The following is a 14,829-nucleotide window of genomic DNA, read 5'->3' as shown; positions in this document are numbered from 1 at the left end:
TCGATAGAATCGTGCCATGCGACGTGAGCGAGTGGTGGTCCTGGCCCTGGACCGGGTGTATCCCTTCGAGCTGGGCATCCCCAGCCGGATCCTCGGCGCGGCCGACGGCCGCTACGAGGTCCTCACCTGTTCGGTCGACGGCCGTCCGGTGCGCACCAACGCCGACTTCGGCGTCACCGTGGAGCACGGCCCCGAAGCCCTGGCCACGGCCGATACGGTGGTGATCGCGCCCGTGGCACCCTCCCACCTGGCCGACGAGGTGTCCGACGACGTCCTGGCCGCGCTCGCGCTCATCCGCCCCGGCACCCGCATCGTCTCGATCTGCACCGGCGCCTTCGTCCTCGCCGCCGCCGGCCTCCTCGACGGGCGCCGGGCGACCACCCACTGGCAGGTCGCCGACCGGTTCCGGCACATGTTCCCGCGCGTCGACCTCGACCCGGACGTGCTGTTCGTCGACGACCATCCGTTCCTGACGTCCGCCGGGGCCGCCTCCGGCGTGGACATCTGCCTGCACCTCGTCCGCAAGGACCACGGCAGCCGGCTGGCCAACAGCGTCGCCCGTCGCTGCGTCGTCCCGCCCTTCCGGGACGGCGGTCAGGCCCAGTACATCGAGCAGCCCGTCCCCGAGCAGGGCGCCGCGAGCACCGCCGCCACCCGCGCCTGGGCCCTGGAACGCCTCGACGAACCGCTCACCCTCGCCGATCTCTCCGGCCACGCCCGGATGAGCCAGCGCACCTTCGCCCGCCGCTTCCACGACGAGGTGGGTCTCAGCCCCGGCCGCTGGCTGATCCAGCAGCGCGTGGTCCGGGCCCGGCATCTGCTCGAATCCAGTGATCTGACGGTGGACCAGATCGCCGGCCGGGTCGGCTTCGCGACCGGCGCGTCCCTGCGCCAGCACCTGAACGCGGCGATCGGGGTCTCTCCGCAGGCCTACCGCCGCACGTTCCAGACCGCGCGCTGACCTCCGCGACCTCGGCGCACGGCACGCTGCGCGGGGTGCCGTGCGGCCTGACGCATCGCCAATTCCACTGACGGCAAAGCCATTTGTCGACCTGTTGCCTTCTGTCGGAGCGTGACGGAACCCTCACGTCCGGCGGGCGGCCACGGTTGATCCTTTCGGGTCCAAACCCGATAAGGTTCCGAACGGCGCTGCGAGTTGACGCGATCGCGTCCGGTCGACCCGCGGTGCGTACTCATGAGTGCGGTCCACACACCCCCCTGTTCGTTCGTGTTGCTTCGAAGGATGCAGATGGAACTCGCCACTCCGCCACCGGCGGCGCGGGCCCCTGTCGCCTGGTACAGCTGGTGGTTGATGCCGCTGGGCTTGGGAGGCGGGACCGTTGCCGCCACGTTCATGAGCTCGGAGCGAATAACCGTGGCCGTCGCCGGCGTCGCGGCGACGGCTGCCGGCGCCGTGTGCGTACGCCTGCTGCTGCGCACCCGGGCCCAACTGCAGCGTGCGGAAGGCTCCTTCCGCACCACGCAGGCCGAGCACAACCAGCAGTGGCAGCAGCATGTGGCGGGACTTGAACGCAAGTTCGCCGCCGATCGCGCCGGCCTGGAATCCCAGCTCAACGAGCAGAACGCGACGTACGAGCGGCGCCTGGCCGACCAGAGTGCCACGTACGAGACGCAGCTCGCCGACCGGTCCCGGGCCTATGAGGAACGGCTGACCGAGCAGGCCACGTCGTACGAGGCCCAGCTCGCCGACCAGGCCGCGGTCTGGCAGGAGCAGCTCTCCCACCAGCTCGCCGCGGTCGCCCGGCTCGCCGACGAGCAGTTGCCCGACGCGATGGAGAAGCTGCGCTCCGGCGACGCCATCGACGACCTGCTGCCCACGGTGAACCAGTGCGCCAAGGTCAGCTCGGAACTCCAGGCCGAACTGCGCAAGCTGCTGCGCACCTCCCTGATCGGTCTCGAGGCGGAGTTCGACCGCTCCACCTCCGCCGAGCAGGCCGTGATCAGCATCGGCAACCGCATCCATGTGCTGACCAGCAAGCTCCGTGGACGGCTGCACGAGATGCAGGGCGAGCACGGTCGGCTGCCGGCCGTCGCCCGGGGCCTGATGGAGCTCGACCAGGAGCTCGGCCCCGCAGACTCGCTCGCCGCGAGCATCGGTGTGCTCGGCGGCTCCGACCGGCCCGGCCGGCAGTGGCAGGAACCGCAGCGGCTGCTCAGCGTGGTGCGCGGCGGCATCGGCCGGATCAAGGACTTCCACCGGATCCAGGTGCGCCACCTGCCTGAACTCGGCGTCGACGGCGGCCTCGTCGACCACCTCACGCTGATCCTGGCCCACCTCCTGGACAACGCGGCCCGCTACTCGCCGCCCACCGAGCCGGTGCTCATCTCCGGCAAGGAGGTCCCCAACGGCGTCGGCATCGAGATCCAGGACTCCGGCAAGGGCCTGAGCGAGGAGAAGAAGCGCGAGGCCGAGCACGCCCTCGCGGGCACCGTGCCCGGCGCGGGCCTCGGCGGCATCACCGAGGACGCCAACATCGGTCTGCGCGTCGTCGGCGCCCTCGCCCGCCGTTACGGCATCCGCGTGACCTTCGCGGACTCGCCGTGGCTCGGAACCTCCGTGGTGGTCGTGGTGCCGCACAAGTACTTCAGCCCGCTGCCGACGGCCGCGACCGTACCGGCCGCGCCGACTCCGCAGGTCCGCACCGCCGCGCCCGCCCCGGCCCGCGAGGCGGTCGCCGAGCCCGAGTCACGGGCCGCGCAGGCCGAGACCGGGGAGACCACGCCCGGCGGACTGCCCCGGCGCCGCAGCAAGCGCAACGAGACGGAGGCGCCCAGGCCGGCCGAACGGACCGACCGGGGCACGGTGGCCGCCGTCCCGCCGGACGCGTCCTTCTCGGGTCTCGCCGCCTTCGCCACCGCCGGACGCGACGCGGCAGAGGCCTCCGAGGCGGCCGGCGAACGCGACACCCTCGCCGGCCGCGAGTACACCGAGCACCGCACCGAAGAGAGCGACTAGTCCCATGACGCAACAAGGAACAGATGTGAGCTGGGCGCTCCGCGATCTCGTCGAGAGCATCCAGGAGATCCGCTTCGCCCTTGTGGCCTCCAGTGACGGCAAGGCCATCACCTCCTACGGCGCCGAAGACCCCGACGACGTCGACCGCTTCGCCGCCGTGGTGGCCGGTCTGCAGGCCCTGGCCCAGCCGGTCGCCGAGCAGTTCCCCAAGTACGCCGGGCAGCTGCGCCTCGCGATGATCGAGGTGGACGGCGGGCACCTCTTCGTCGTGCGCGCGGGTGTGGAGACGTACCTCGGCGTCCTCGCCAGGGAGGGCCTCGACCAGGGCCTGCTCGGCCACCAGATGAGGGACCTGGCCCGCAGGATGGGTGAGCTCCTCGGCACCACTCCGCGCCTGGAGGAGCACTCTGGATGAGTGCTCCCCGCAGACCGTCGGACCCGTCCGGTCTCGAGCGCTACTACGTCCTCACCGGCGGGCGCAGCGGACCGGGCGGTTCGGCGTCGAGCCTCGACGTGGCGACCCTCGTCGTCTCCCGCGCCGCCCCGTTAACGGGCATGCAGCACGAGCACGAGGAGATCCTCCGGCGCTGCCGCGACCCGCTCTCGGTCGCCGAGCTCGGCGCTCACCTCGGGCTCCCCTTCAACATTCTCGCGGTGCTGCTGTCGGACCTGCTGGACGCAGGTCGCGTCGAAGCCCGTAACCCCATCCCGGCGCACGACGCCGGCCGCGGGCCCGACCTCGCGCTCCTTGAGGAGGTACTCAGTGGACTTGAAAGGCTTTGACCAACCCGGAGGCTCGGGCGGGGACACCCGCTCGGTGAAGGTGATGATCGCCGGCGGGTTCGGCACCGGGAAGACCACCATGGTCCGGTCGGTCAGCGACATCAAGCCGCTCACCACCGAGGAGACCCTCACCCAGGCCAGTGCCGACGTCGACCATCTCATCGGCGTCGCCGACAAGACGCAGACCACCGTCAGCCTCGACTTCGGCAAGATCGGCATCAACGAGAGCCTGGTGCTGTACCTGTTCGGCACGCCCGGGCAGGAGCGGTTCTGGTTTCTGTGGAACGGGCTGTTCAAGGGTGCGCTCGGCGCGATCGTCCTGGTGGACACCCGCCGCCTGGAGTCCAGTTTCCGGGCGATCGAGGAGATGGAGCGCCAGGAGGTCCCCTTCGTCGTCGCGCTGAACGTCTTCCCCGACTCCCGGAACTACCCGGCCGAGGAGATCCGGGACGCCCTGGACATCCCCGAGCACACGCCGGTCGTGGCCTTCGACGCCCGCGACCGGGCCTCCAGCCGGGACGTACTCGTCGCCCTGATCCACCATCTGAAGGAACGCTCGGCCGTGGCCCTGGAGCCCCGATGAACGATCAGACCGACCACTCCCTCCAGGGCCGCGGCTGCCCCGTGGCCCACCACGGCAGCGACCTCACCCGGCTGTACGGGCCGGAGGCCGCGACCGACCCCGGGGGCATCTACGAGCGGTTGCGCAAGGAACACGGCTCGGTCGCACCGGTGCTGCTGGAGGGCGACATCCCCGCCTGGCTGGTACTGGGCTACCGGGACAGCCGGCGAGTGCTGGAGAATCCCCTCCAGTTCGCCCGGGACGCGCGGACATGGCGTGACCTGCGGGAGGGCCGGATCGCGGACGACTCTCCGCTCGTTCCGATGCTGGCCTGGCGTCCCGACTGCGTGTCCCAGGACGGCGAGGCTCACCGCCGACTGCGCCGAGCCGTCAACGACGCCCTGCAGTCCGCCGCCGGCCGCGGTGTCCGCCGCCACGCCATGCGCTTCGCCAACAAGCAGATCGACACGTTCGCGGGCTCCGGCCGCGCCGATCTGGTGGCGGACTACGCCGACTGCCTGCCGATGATCGTGGTCGCGCGCGTTCTGGGGCTCGCCGAGGCCGAGGGACGCCGCCTGGTCGAGTCCTGCGCCCAGGTGATGAGGGGCGGCGAGAACGCCGTCCTGCACGACGGCGTGATCAAAGAGATCCTCGGTGAACTCGCCGAACGCAGGCGGTCGGAACCCGGCTCCGACCTTGCCACCGGCCTGCTGGAGCATCACGCGGAGCTCGACCACGACGAGGTCGTCTCCCACCTGCGCGCGGTGCTGATCGCCGCGCATGTGACGACCAATCTGCTGGCCCGGGTGCTGGCGCTGGTCCTGACCGACGACTCCCGGCTCTCCGGCCTGATCAGCGGTCAGCTGAACATCTCGGCAGTGGTGGAGGAGGCCATGTGGAACTCGCCGCCGCTGGCCGTCCTGCCGGGGCGCTTCGCCGTCGGCGACGTGGAACTGGGCGGGCACCGCGTCAAGGAGGGCGACCTGCTCGTCATCGGTCTCGCCCCGGGCAACCTCGACCCCGAGATCCGGCCGGAATTGGGAGTCTCGGTGCACGGCAACCAGGCGCACCTGGCGTTCGGCGCGGGCCCGCACGAGTGCCCGGGGCAGAGCATCGGGATGGCCGTCATCGAGATCGCGGTGGACGTCCTGCTGCACCGTCTGCCTGGCCTACGCCTGGCCGTGCCGTCGGGGGAGCTCACCTCGACCGCGTCCACATGGATGTCGCTGCTGGACAGCCTGCCGGTCGAGTTCGACGTATAGGCCCGGAAGGCCGCTGCCCGGCCGGCTCTGCCGACCGGGCAGCGGCGTCAGCCGTCGAGCCAGTCGCCTGCGAGGTCCGAGGGCCGGTATCCCGTGGCGCTCCAGAGGAAATGCGGGTGGGCGCAGCCGAACATGTAGGCGAGCAGTGCGATGTCCTCCCTCCCGGTCCGAGGGTCTTGCAGGGTGTGGAAGAACTCGGCTCCGACTGCGCCGGAGTCCTGTTGGATCTCACGAGCGCGGGCCGTGGACGGTGCGTCGCCGGCCGCCTCCACGGCGGTGATGTATGTGCGGCGCAGGACCTCCCAGGTGCTGTCGATGCTGCCGTGCCAGGGACCGTGCAGTGCTTCGAAGGCACGGAGCTCGGCGTCGAAGAGGGGCCATGTCCTTGGGTACTGGGCCCGGCAGCGGGCGGACAGCTCGGCGGCGTGGGTGCCCAGAGCCGGTGCGGTGGGCCGCGGGGCGATGGTGAGGGTCATGCCGTGGGTGAGGACACCGGTGCACGCGTCCGGCTGAAGGTCGCACAACGGGCACCCCTCGGCCGGGGGGAGGCCCTGGGTGATGCCGTCGAACCACAGGGCGTGGCGGCCCGTGAGCCCCAGCCAGACGATGGTGCTGGGCATCAGCCAGGTGTTCCACATCGGCGAATGCGCCTCGGGCATGCAGCCGTACTTGATGAGGGCGATGGCGGCGGCGGCGTAGAGGACCTTGACGTGGGTGGGCATGTCGGCGAGCCAGAAGTTGCTGATCTCGCCGGTGAGGGCGTCGGCTCGTACGTCGATCATGTCGTCGACGACGCGGCACAGCAGCAAGGAGGCGAGGTGTTCTTCCTGCCAGAGCTCTGTGTCGGGCGAGACGTGCCAGAACAGGCAGTCCATCATCTGCAGGACGGAGTAGGCGCTCTGGCCGAGCGGGTTGGTCTGGGGGAGTACGACGCTGCCCGCGTGGTGTTGCTGGAGCCAGTACTCGTCCGCCGATCGTTTGTGGGCCGCGTAGAGGCCGCAGACCAGGGCACGTGCGGTGTTGGTGCTGAAGTTCTCGGCCAGGCGGGCTTCAATGAGCTGGGTGAGGTGCGTGGTGTCTATGGTGTCGATCACGCGCTTGTACTCGTGGAAGAGCAGGATGTCGTCCTCGAAGCGGTGGCGGTAGCCGAGGTCTCGTTCGAAGTCGTTCAACACCCGGGCCAAGACCCATCCACCGGTCAGGACGCTGTCGAGTTCCCTGGCGTAGGGCCAGGTCTTGACTGTGAGGGGACGACCGGCGCTCTGCCGCCAACCGTAGTCAGCCGGCGTGCGCTCGGGGGGCGTGGGCAGCCGACCGCACAGCGAGCAGTCGCACACGGCGGTCCGCTCCTCCTCGCGCGGCGCGGCGAGTGCTCGGCTCCTCCATGCCCCTTCCAGCATCGCGCAGGTCAGTCGGCAGAGCTCGATATCGGTGCTGACCTGGGGAAAGGCTGCCTCGATCACGCGCAGGCCGGCGTCGAGCCGCTGCAACCTGGCGGAGCCCTCCTCGTCGGGCGGGAGGAATGCGCGCGGCGCCAGACGGAGGGCTCCCTCGACATGCAACGTGGTCCTGGAGTGAGGGGATCGGAGTGTGTCCAGCCGCTGCTGAGCGGCGTTCTGGGAAGCGCGGAACTCGTCCGTGCACCGTTTTGTGTGGTGAGCGAAGAGGCGGGCCAGGGAGTTCCCCGCCTCCGCGGACTGGAGCTGGGCGCTCGGACGGGCAGGGAGGAAGGTGTCGGTGGAAATCTCCGGACCACCGCCAACGACTCGAGGTTTCACACGGGTCTCCCTTCAAGCTGTGGTCACGGCAGCACGAATTTCCCCGCCTCTGCGGGTGGACGGTCAGGGTGAGCGCCCATCCGCTCGAACCGGGGTTCGTGGCACGAAAGTTGAAGCGGAACCAATCTGCCCAACGTCAAATTGATCTACGCGTGACCGGACCGTGATGTCCGTTACTGCTCAAGGCTCCTGAGCTGCGTATACTCCCTCGTCCCTCACTCGGCGTGTCGCGTCCGCCGGGCCTCTGCGGTTGCCCGGCGGCACACTGGACTCGGTCTGTCCGACGACTTCTCAGGAGGCACACCGATGACGACGTCCGCACCCGTACGCAGCGCCGAGCAGCGCAAGAAGGACACCCTGCACCGCCTGGAACACGACGTGGACGCGTGGGTCGCCACGGCCGACGGCGCGTCGGGGACGCCGTACCTCGTCCCGCTGTCCTTCCTGTGGAACGGCTCGTACCTGTTGTTCGCCACGCCCGCCTCCAGCCCCACCGGACGGAATCTGGCCGCCTCCGGCCGGGCCCGGGTGGGCATCGGGCCGACCCGTGACGTCGTCCTCGTCGAGGGCACCGTCGAGACGGTCCAGCCCGGCGAGCTGACCGAGCAGGACGCCGAACTCTTCGCCGCCAAGACCGGGTTCGACCCCCGCAGGCTGGCCACGCCGTACCTCTACTTCCGTGTCGTGCCGCGGCGGATCCAGGCCTGGCGGGAGGCCGACGAGCTCGACGGGCGCGAACTCATGCGCGACGGACGGTGGTTGAAGACCGACTGAATCCGCCGCTCCGGGATATCCGCAAGGTACGGGTCCGCGCGGCACGACCGCCTCGCGACCGGAATCCTGCGGAGGAGACATGGCACTGGTGAAAGCGGGGGTCGTCGTGCTCGACTGCGCCGAGCCCGAGAAGCTCGCCGCGTTCTACAAGGAACTGCTGGAGGGGGAGGAGTCGGACGCCACCGCCAACCGGGTGGAGATCAAGAGCCCCGACGGCTTCCGGATCGCACTGCGCCGGGACGTCAACGCGACCCCGCCCAGCTGGCCGCGCCCCGAGAACTCCCTCCAGGCCCACCTGGAGTTCGTGGTCGACGACCTCGACGCGGTCGAACGCCGCGTCATCGGCCTCGGCGGCCGCCCCCTGGAGGCCAAGGACCCTTCGGGCCCCCTGGAGGAACGCGGCTACGCCGACCCGGCAGGCCACTCCTTCACCCTGCGCCGCACCGCCCCGACGGCACCCAAGCAGGGCTGAGTCCGGCGTACGCACGGCGGCGCCGGCAGGCCCTGGCCGTCGTCCTGCGCCCCGAGCCGCGCCCACCACGAAGACGATCCAGAGGAACGGCCGAGCACAGCGCGGCCCCGCCCGGTACGGTGCCGGGCGGGGCCGCGTCGGTGTCAGTCCCGGCCGCCCTTCTCGCCGGCCGGCCAGGTTCCGGTCGAACGCTCGATCGCCTTGGCACCGGCACGGTCCACGGCGCTGCGCACCACCGCGAAGATGGCGCCCTGGACCGCCGCGGCCAGCAGCACTTCGCCCCAGCCGCGGTCCTTGTCCAGCGCGTCGGGCGCGTCCTCCTCGTGCCGGATCGCCATCCACGTCTTGCGGAAGGCGAGCCCGGCCAGCCAGCCGCCCGACCAGCCGAGCACGAACCCGAGGGGCTGGTACGCGAGAGACATCTTCTTCTTCTTTGCCACGGGAACTCCTTGGTAGCTGAAGGGGGGTGAAGGTGGTCAGGGGGTGTGCGCCGCCGGGATCCGCTCCTCGGGGCGGACCGGCCCGGGCGGTGTGCCGTCACCGAACGGGCGGCCGGCCAGCTCCTCGCGGTGGTGCGGGGTCAGCCAGCCGGACAGATCCGGGCCGAGCGGCACGATGCCGGTCGGATTGATGCCCGTGTGCACCTGGTGGTAGTGGCGCTTGATGTGGTCGAAGTCGACGGTGTCGCCGAACCCGGGCGTCTGGTAGAGGTCGCGGACGTACGCCCACAGCACCTGATTCTCCGTCAGCTTCCAGCGATTGCACTTGAAGTGGCCGTGGTAGACCGCGTCGAAGCGCACCAGCGTGGTGAACAGCCGGATGTCCGCCTCGGTGATCGTGTCGCCGACGAGGTACCGCTGCCGCTCCAGCCGGTCCGCGAGCAGCTCCAGCCGGCGGAACACCCCGGCGCAGGCGGCCTCGTACTCCTCCTGCCCGGTGGCGAACCCCGCCTTGTAGACGCCGTTGTTGACGTCCTCGTAGACGCCCGCCATCACCTCGTCGATCTCGTCGCGCAGCTTGTCCGGGTACAGGTCGGGCGCGCCGTCCCGGTGCAGGGACGTCCACTCGGTCGCGAGGTCGAGGGTGAGCTGCTGGTAGTCGTTGGTCACCAGCCGTCCGCTGGGCACGTCCACGATCGCCGGCACACTGACCCCGCCGGGGTAGTCGCTCTCGCGCCGGTCGTAGGCCTCGGCGAGGAAGCGGATGCCGAGGACCGGGTCGCGGCCGTCCTCGTCGAGTGTGAAGCGCCAGCTGCGGTCGTCCTGGAGCGGGTCGGCGACGGCCAGGGACAGGGCGTCCTCCAGGCCGAGCAGCCGCCGGGAGACCAGCGACCGGCTCGCCCACGGGCAGGCGCGGCTGACGACCAGACGGTAGCGGCCGGCTTCGACCGGCCAGCCGTCCCGGCCGTCCGCGGTGATGCGGTCCGCGAAATGCGCCTTGGACCGTTTGAACGTCCTCCTTCCGTAGCCGGTGTTGCCGTCGTCGCCGTCGTCGCGGCTCATGGGGGTGACCTCCTTGCCGTACGTGGACCCTGGTGAACGCGTTCCCCGTTTTCCGCCGACGGCACGGTGTGAGCACCGCCGACCGGGGCAATCGGCGTGGGTGACTGATGAAGGAAGTGATCGCAGGACACGCGTCACCGTGCTGGTGGCGCTCGCGGCCAATCTGGTGATCGCGGTGGCCAAGGCCATCGGCGGCCTGGCGGCGGGGTCGCCCGCCCTGCTGTCCGAGGCGGCCCACTCGGTGGCCGACAGCCTGAACGAGGTGTTCCTGCTCGCGGCACTGCGCCGCAGCCGCCGCCCCGCCGACCGGCGTCATCCCTTCGGCTACGGCAAGGAGCGGTTCTTCTGGTCGCTCCTCGCCGCCGTCGGGATCTTCGTCATGGGCGGCTGTTTCTCCTTCTTCCAGGGCTTCGAGGCCCTGGCGAGCGGTGCGGAGGAGGAACTCGGCGGCTATGTGGCCGGCCTGATCGTGCTCGGGATCGCCCTCCTCGCGGAGGGCGGTTCGCTGCTGCGGGCGCTCTACCAGGTGCGCAAGCAGGGCGGCGCCGGTGCCGGGATGCGGGACCCGGCCCTGCGCACGGTCGTCGCCGAGGACGGCACCGCGGTGCTCGGCGTCACCCTGGCCATCGTGGGCATGGCGCTGCACATGGTCACCGGCCAGGTGGTGTGGGAGGCGTCCGCCTCGCTCGCGATCGGCGCGCTCCTGGTCTACGTGGCCTTCCGGCTGGGCCGCGACGCCCGCGACCAGCTGATCGGCGAGGCGGCCGACCCGGAGTCGAGCGGGCGGATCGAGTCACTGCTGCGGGCCCAGCCGGAGATCGACAGTGTGGAGGCGCTGTTCACGATGAAGACCGGACTGGACACGGCCCTCGTGGCCGCCCGTGTCGACCTCGTGCCCGGCCTGGACAGCGAGCGCGTCGAGGAGGTCGCCGTCCGGATCAAGCGATCCATCGCGCGGACGGTGCCCGAGGCGGACCAGATATTCCTCGACGTGACGGACCGGCTCGCCCGTGAGGCAGCAGAAAGCCCCGCCGCGACGGGGGAACGCGGCGGGGCCTGAACCTCGCGTGCCCCCTCGGTGCGGGTTCACACACCCGGGGAGCAAGATTTTTTTGCCGGCTGCCCGCACGGGGCAGCCGGCCCCGTGCTCAGCCGCCCTCGGCCGGCTCCAGGACGAACACCGGGATCTCCCGGTCCGTCTTCTTCTGGTAGTCGGCATACGCCGGGTAGGCCGCGACGGCCCGCTCCCACCAGGCCGCCTTCTCCTCGCCCGTGACCTCACGGGCGGTCATGTCCTGCTTCACCGGCCCGTCCTGGAGCTCCACGTGCGGATCGGCCAGGAGGTTGAAGTACCAGACCGGATGCTTGGGCGACCCGCCGAGCGAAGCCACCGCGGCGTAGCGCCCCTCGTGCTCCACCCGCATCACCGGCGTCTTGCGCAGCTTCCCGCTCCGCGCCCCGCGCGAGGTCAGGACGACGACCGGCATCTTCGAGCCCTGAAGCGTCGTCCCCTCCTTGCCGCCGGAGCTCTCGTACAGCTCGACCTGCTTGCGCACCCACTGCGTCGGGCTGGGTTCGTACTCGCCTTCGAGAGGCATGGCATCCGTCCCATCGTCGCGTCCGCGGCTCATCGCCACCCGTCTTGAACACCCATGCCCCCGGGAATCATCCGCACCGGGGCGGATCGGGCCGGAAAACGGCCCTCACCCCGGCGCGAGCGCCATCCGCACGGCCAGAGCCGTCATCACGCCGCTCGCGACCAGAGCCGTCGCCAGCCGCCCCCGGTGGCCGGTCAGCGCACGGCCCAACAGGGCGCCGCTCCCGGCCAGCAGCACCTGCCAGCTCGCGGAGGCGGCGAACGCGGCCAGCACGAACACGCCCTGCTCCAGTGGACCGGCCGGGCCGGTGGCCTGGGAACCGAGCACGAGGGCCGCGAAGTAGACGACGGTGGTGGGGTTCAGCAGGGTGATGCCCAGCAGACCCAGGTAGGCCCGGGCGGGGCCCGGGGGAGCGGGGGCGTTACGGGTCGCGAGCCGGTGGCCGCGGTACTCGCGCAGCGCGGTGACGGCGCCCCATGCCGCCAGGGCCAGCAGCACCGCTACGCACACCCAGCGCAGCGGACCGAGCACCGGCCGCAGCGCGGACGCCAGAGCGGTGCCCCCGAGGGTGGCCGCGAGGGCGTAGAGCCCGTCGGCGGTGGCGACGCCGAGCGCGGCGCAGACACCGGTGCGCAGGGTGGTGCGGGCGGTGAGGGAGACGAGGTAGGTCCCGACGGCGCCCACGGGGACGGCGATGCCGTACCCGGCGAGCAGCCCGGCGACGAGCGCGGCCGTCATGACCGCGGCGGCGTCGGTCCTCCCCGGCGGCCGGACTGCTGCTGTCGGCCCGCGGCGGAAGCGGCGGCGGACAACGGCAGGGCAACGGTGAACGTAGGCATGGCCGGATCCTGAGGCCTGCCCGGCCCCGCCGACAACCGGTTTTCGAATCGGCGCCGCCGCACCCGCGCCCCGGCAAGGACGGTGAACCCGCAACACGCGCCTGCGCCCCCGGTGTTCGAGCAGGGAGGCGGCGTTCCCCGGCCATGTTGCCGGCGTCGGCGATCTGGCCGAACTTCGCGTCGCCCCATTAGATGCCTGGGGCATCTAATGAAGATCGGTACGACGCACTACTCGTCTGCGAGGTCTTCATGACGGACACGACCGCACACGTCGCCTTCCCTCAGAGCCGGACCTGCCCCTACCACCCGCCCGCCGCCTACGACGCGCTGCGCACCGAACGCCCCCTGACCCGCATCACCCTCTTCGACGGACGCGAGGCATGGCTCGTCAGCGGGCACGCCACCGCCCGCGCGTTGCTGGCAGACCCGCGCCTGTCGTCCAACCGCGACCGGCCCGGCTTCCCCGCCCCCACCAAGCGCTTCGCCGGGGTCCGCAACCGCAGAACGGCCCTGCTCGGCGTCGACGACCCCGAGCACCGCGCCCAGCGGCGGATGGTCGTCGGGGACTTCACCCTCAAGCGGGCCGTCGAACTCCGGCCACGGATCCAGCAGATCGTGGACGAACGGCTCGACGCGATGATCGCCGCGGGTCCGGTCGCCGACCTGGTGAGCGCCTTCGCGCTGCCGGTGCCGTCCATGGTGATCTGCGCCCTGCTGGGCGTCCCGTACTCCGACCACGACTTCTTCGAGACCCAGTCGCGACGGCTGCTGCGCGGCCCCGAGACCACCGACGTGCTCGACGCCCGCGACCGGCTGGAGACGTACTTCGGCGAGCTGATCGACCGCAAGCAGCAGGACCCCGGCACCGGCCTCCTGGACGACCTGGTCCACCGGCAGCTGCGTGAGGGCGACCTCGACCGCGAGGGCCTGATCGCCATGGCCCTCATCCTGCTGGTCGCGGGCCACGAGACGACCGCCAACATGATCTCGCTCGGCACCTTCACCCTGCTCCAGCATCCCGAGCGGCTCGCCGAGCTGCGCGCGGACCCCCGGCTGCTGCCGGCCGCGGTCGAGGAACTGATGCGGATGCTGTCGATCGCGGACGGCATGCTGCGCCTCGCCGTGGACGACATCGAGGTGGCCGGGACGACGATCCGCAAGGGCGAGGGAGTGGTCTTCGCGACCTCCGTCATCAACCGCGACGAGACGGTCTACCCCGAGCCGGACACGCTCGACTGGAGCCGCCCGGCCCGGCACCACGTCGCGTTCGGCTTCGGCATCCACCAGTGCCTCGGCCAGAACCTCGCCCGGGCCGAGCTGGAGATCGCCCTGCACAGCCTCTTCGACCGGCTGCCCACCCTGCGCCTGGCCGCCCCGGCCGAGGAGATCCCCTTCAAGCCCGGCGACACCATCCAGGGGCTGCTGGAACTCCCCGTGACCTGGTAAGAGGCTTTCCCCACATGCACATCGACATCGACCAGGACGTCTGCATCGGCGCGGGCCAGTGCGCCCTGACCGCCCCGGACGTCTTCACCCAGGACGACGACGGCTACAGCACTCTGCTGCCCGGCGCCGAGGACAGCGGCAGCCCGCTGCTTCGGGAGGCGGCCCGCGCCTGCCCGGTCAGCGCCATCAGCGTGTCCGAGACGGTGGGCTGACCCCGGATCTCACCCGGCCTCCAGGAGTCGCCGGGCCGCCTCGCGCGCCTCGGCCGCGGGCTCGGCGCTCCTGGTCACGCCCGCTGTGACCATGGCTCCCTCGGCCAGCAGGAACAGCTGTCCGGCCAGCGCGTCGGGCCGTTCCGCCGCCGCCACCAGCGCGCCCAGGTACTCCCGGAACGCCCGCTTGTGTGCGCGCACCTGGCCGGCCACGCGCTCCGAGGTGGCGCCCAGCTCGCCGTACGCGTTGAGCCACGCGCAGCCCCGGAAGCCCGGCTCGGCGAACCACATCCCGAGCCAGTCGAACACGGCCAGGATCCGCTCATCCGGCTCCCCGTGCCGCTCCGCGTACTCGGCCAGCCGTCCGCGCCAGCGCGTGTCGCGCCGCTCCAGGTACGCCTCCACCAGCAGCTCCTTCGCCGGGAACAACTGGTAGAGCCGCTTCAGCGAGACCCCGGAGGTGCCGCGGACGTCGTCCATGCCGACGGACTGCACCCCCCGCCCGTAGAACAGCTCCTCGGCGGCGTCCAGCGCCCGCTCCCGGGCCAGTGCGCTGTCCATGAACGACCCTCCTTGACGTGAGAACGAGCGTTCTCCTACGGTAGCAGCCACCCGGAGAACGCT

General features: G+C 71.1%; 17 protein-coding genes. 11 read left to right on the top strand and 6 right to left on the bottom strand.

Annotated elements, in window-relative coordinates; genetic code table 11:
- Positions 1-16: 16 nt before the first annotated feature.
- The 6 genes from IE153_RS00410 to IE153_RS00385 all read left to right on the top strand — a co-directional run bounded on the left by IE153_RS00410 (position 17) and on the right by IE153_RS00385 (position 5,584).
- Complete coding sequence (locus IE153_RS00410; protein WP_189587533.1) at positions 17-961, top strand: GlxA family transcriptional regulator; 945 nt, start codon at positions 17-19, stop codon at positions 959-961.
- Between the two features lie 288 nt (positions 962-1,249).
- Positions 1,250-2,977, top strand: a complete 1,728-nt coding sequence (locus IE153_RS00405; protein ID WP_189587532.1) for a sensor histidine kinase — start codon at positions 1,250-1,252, stop codon at positions 2,975-2,977.
- Positions 2,978-2,981: 4 nt separating this feature from the next.
- Positions 2,982-3,392 carry a roadblock/LC7 domain-containing protein gene (locus tag IE153_RS00400; RefSeq protein WP_003994857.1) on the top strand — a complete coding sequence of 137 codons (411 nt, stop codon included), beginning with the start codon at positions 2,982-2,984 and terminating at the stop codon, positions 3,390-3,392.
- Positions 3,389-3,760, top strand: a complete 372-nt coding sequence (locus tag IE153_RS00395; RefSeq protein WP_031111004.1) for a DUF742 domain-containing protein — start codon at positions 3,389-3,391, stop codon at positions 3,758-3,760. The genes IE153_RS00400 and IE153_RS00395 overlap by 4 nt, the downstream gene beginning before the upstream one ends.
- Complete coding sequence (locus IE153_RS00390) at positions 3,741-4,343, top strand: GTP-binding protein (protein WP_031111003.1); 603 nt, start codon at positions 3,741-3,743, stop codon at positions 4,341-4,343. The genes IE153_RS00395 and IE153_RS00390 overlap by 20 nt, the downstream gene beginning before the upstream one ends.
- Entirely contained in the window at positions 4,340-5,584 is a 1,245-nt protein-coding gene (locus IE153_RS00385) for a cytochrome P450 family protein (RefSeq protein WP_189587531.1), read from the top strand. Before IE153_RS00390 ends, IE153_RS00385 begins: the two co-directional genes overlap by 4 nt.
- A gap of 47 nt (positions 5,585-5,631) precedes the next feature.
- Here IE153_RS00385 and IE153_RS00380 read toward each other — a convergent pair whose 3' ends face one another.
- Entirely contained in the window at positions 5,632-7,074 is a 1,443-nt protein-coding gene (locus tag IE153_RS00380; protein ID WP_229828578.1) for a hypothetical protein, read from the bottom strand.
- Between the two features lie 594 nt (positions 7,075-7,668).
- On the opposite strand from IE153_RS00380, the gene IE153_RS00375 reads away from it, so the two are divergent.
- The gene (locus IE153_RS00375) at positions 7,669-8,136 is read left to right on the top strand and encodes a pyridoxamine 5'-phosphate oxidase family protein (protein ID WP_189587529.1); all 468 of its coding nucleotides are present in this window, start codon (positions 7,669-7,671) and stop codon (positions 8,134-8,136) included.
- Between the two features lie 79 nt (positions 8,137-8,215).
- Positions 8,216-8,608 carry a VOC family protein gene (locus tag IE153_RS00370; protein ID WP_189587528.1) on the top strand — a complete coding sequence of 131 codons (393 nt, stop codon included), beginning with the start codon at positions 8,216-8,218 and terminating at the stop codon, positions 8,606-8,608.
- A gap of 143 nt (positions 8,609-8,751) precedes the next feature.
- Here IE153_RS00370 and IE153_RS00365 read toward each other — a convergent pair whose 3' ends face one another.
- Positions 8,752-9,048 carry a DUF4235 domain-containing protein gene (locus IE153_RS00365; RefSeq protein WP_097222433.1) on the bottom strand — a complete coding sequence of 99 codons (297 nt, stop codon included), beginning with the start codon at positions 9,046-9,048 and terminating at the stop codon, positions 8,752-8,754.
- A 36-nt stretch (positions 9,049-9,084) separates the two neighbouring features.
- Positions 9,085-10,110: a glutathione S-transferase family protein gene (locus IE153_RS00360; protein ID WP_189587527.1), complete on the bottom strand. Its 1,026-nt coding sequence runs from the start codon at positions 10,108-10,110 to the stop codon at positions 9,085-9,087.
- 139 nt (positions 10,111-10,249) lie between these two features.
- Here IE153_RS00360 and IE153_RS00355 point away from each other — a divergent pair, with 139 nt between their 5' ends.
- A complete protein-coding gene (locus IE153_RS00355) occupies positions 10,250-11,170 on the top strand; it encodes a cation diffusion facilitator family transporter (RefSeq protein WP_189588509.1) in 921 nt (306 codons plus the stop codon).
- A gap of 88 nt (positions 11,171-11,258) precedes the next feature.
- On the opposite strand, the gene IE153_RS00350 is transcribed toward IE153_RS00355, so the two are convergent.
- Complete coding sequence (locus IE153_RS00350; protein WP_189587526.1) at positions 11,259-11,708, bottom strand: nitroreductase family deazaflavin-dependent oxidoreductase; 450 nt, start codon at positions 11,706-11,708, stop codon at positions 11,259-11,261.
- Positions 11,709-11,813: 105 nt separating this feature from the next.
- Positions 11,814-12,446 (bottom strand): LysE/ArgO family amino acid transporter, encoded by a 633-nt coding sequence (locus tag IE153_RS00345; RefSeq protein WP_189587525.1) that lies wholly within the window; start codon positions 12,444-12,446, stop codon positions 11,814-11,816.
- Positions 12,447-12,796: 350 nt separating this feature from the next.
- Between IE153_RS00345 and IE153_RS00340 the strand changes: the two genes are divergently transcribed.
- On the top strand, positions 12,797-13,993 hold the full coding sequence (locus tag IE153_RS00340; RefSeq protein WP_189587524.1) for a cytochrome P450: 1,197 nt from the start codon (positions 12,797-12,799) through the stop codon (positions 13,991-13,993).
- A gap of 14 nt (positions 13,994-14,007) precedes the next feature.
- On the top strand, positions 14,008-14,205 hold the full coding sequence (locus IE153_RS00335) for a ferredoxin (protein WP_189587523.1): 198 nt from the start codon (positions 14,008-14,010) through the stop codon (positions 14,203-14,205).
- Positions 14,206-14,214: 9 nt separating this feature from the next.
- Here the strand turns inward: IE153_RS00335 and IE153_RS00330 are convergent, their stop codons facing one another.
- On the bottom strand, positions 14,215-14,766 hold the full coding sequence (locus tag IE153_RS00330) for a TetR/AcrR family transcriptional regulator (protein ID WP_189587522.1): 552 nt from the start codon (positions 14,764-14,766) through the stop codon (positions 14,215-14,217).
- Positions 14,767-14,829: the final 63 nt, after the last annotated feature.

The sequence above is a fragment of the Streptomyces massasporeus genome (assembly GCF_014648995.1).
Classification (GTDB): Bacteria; Actinomycetota; Actinomycetes; order Streptomycetales; family Streptomycetaceae; genus Streptomyces; species Streptomyces massasporeus.
This window is presented reverse-complemented; position numbering and strand designations above follow the sequence as displayed.

Bases quoted from the DNA above. Each gene is read 5' to 3' on its own strand.
- IE153_RS00395 (WP_031111004.1), top strand. From the start codon at position 3,389: ATGAGTGCTCCCCGCAGACCGTCGGACCCGTCCGGTCTCGAGCGCTAC.
- IE153_RS00400 (WP_003994857.1), top strand. From the start codon at position 2,982: ATGACGCAACAAGGAACAGATGTGAGCTGGGCGCTCCGCGATCTCGTC.
- IE153_RS00350 (WP_189587526.1), bottom strand. From the start codon at position 11,708: ATGCCTCTCGAAGGCGAGTACGAACCCAGCCCGACGCAGTGGGTGCGC.
- IE153_RS00345 (WP_189587525.1), bottom strand. From the start codon at position 12,446: ATGACGGCCGCGCTCGTCGCCGGGCTGCTCGCCGGGTACGGCATCGCC.
- IE153_RS00330 (WP_189587522.1), bottom strand. From the start codon at position 14,766: ATGGACAGCGCACTGGCCCGGGAGCGGGCGCTGGACGCCGCCGAGGAG.
- IE153_RS00405 (WP_189587532.1), top strand. From the start codon at position 1,250: ATGGAACTCGCCACTCCGCCACCGGCGGCGCGGGCCCCTGTCGCCTGG.
- IE153_RS00370 (WP_189587528.1), top strand. From the start codon at position 8,216: ATGGCACTGGTGAAAGCGGGGGTCGTCGTGCTCGACTGCGCCGAGCCC.
- IE153_RS00360 (WP_189587527.1), bottom strand. From the start codon at position 10,110: ATGAGCCGCGACGACGGCGACGACGGCAACACCGGCTACGGAAGGAGG.
- IE153_RS00410 (WP_189587533.1), top strand. From the start codon at position 17: ATGCGACGTGAGCGAGTGGTGGTCCTGGCCCTGGACCGGGTGTATCCC.
- IE153_RS00340 (WP_189587524.1), top strand. From the start codon at position 12,797: ATGACGGACACGACCGCACACGTCGCCTTCCCTCAGAGCCGGACCTGC.
- IE153_RS00375 (WP_189587529.1), top strand. From the start codon at position 7,669: ATGACGACGTCCGCACCCGTACGCAGCGCCGAGCAGCGCAAGAAGGAC.
- IE153_RS00335 (WP_189587523.1), top strand. From the start codon at position 14,008: ATGCACATCGACATCGACCAGGACGTCTGCATCGGCGCGGGCCAGTGC.
- IE153_RS00385 (WP_189587531.1), top strand. From the start codon at position 4,340: ATGAACGATCAGACCGACCACTCCCTCCAGGGCCGCGGCTGCCCCGTG.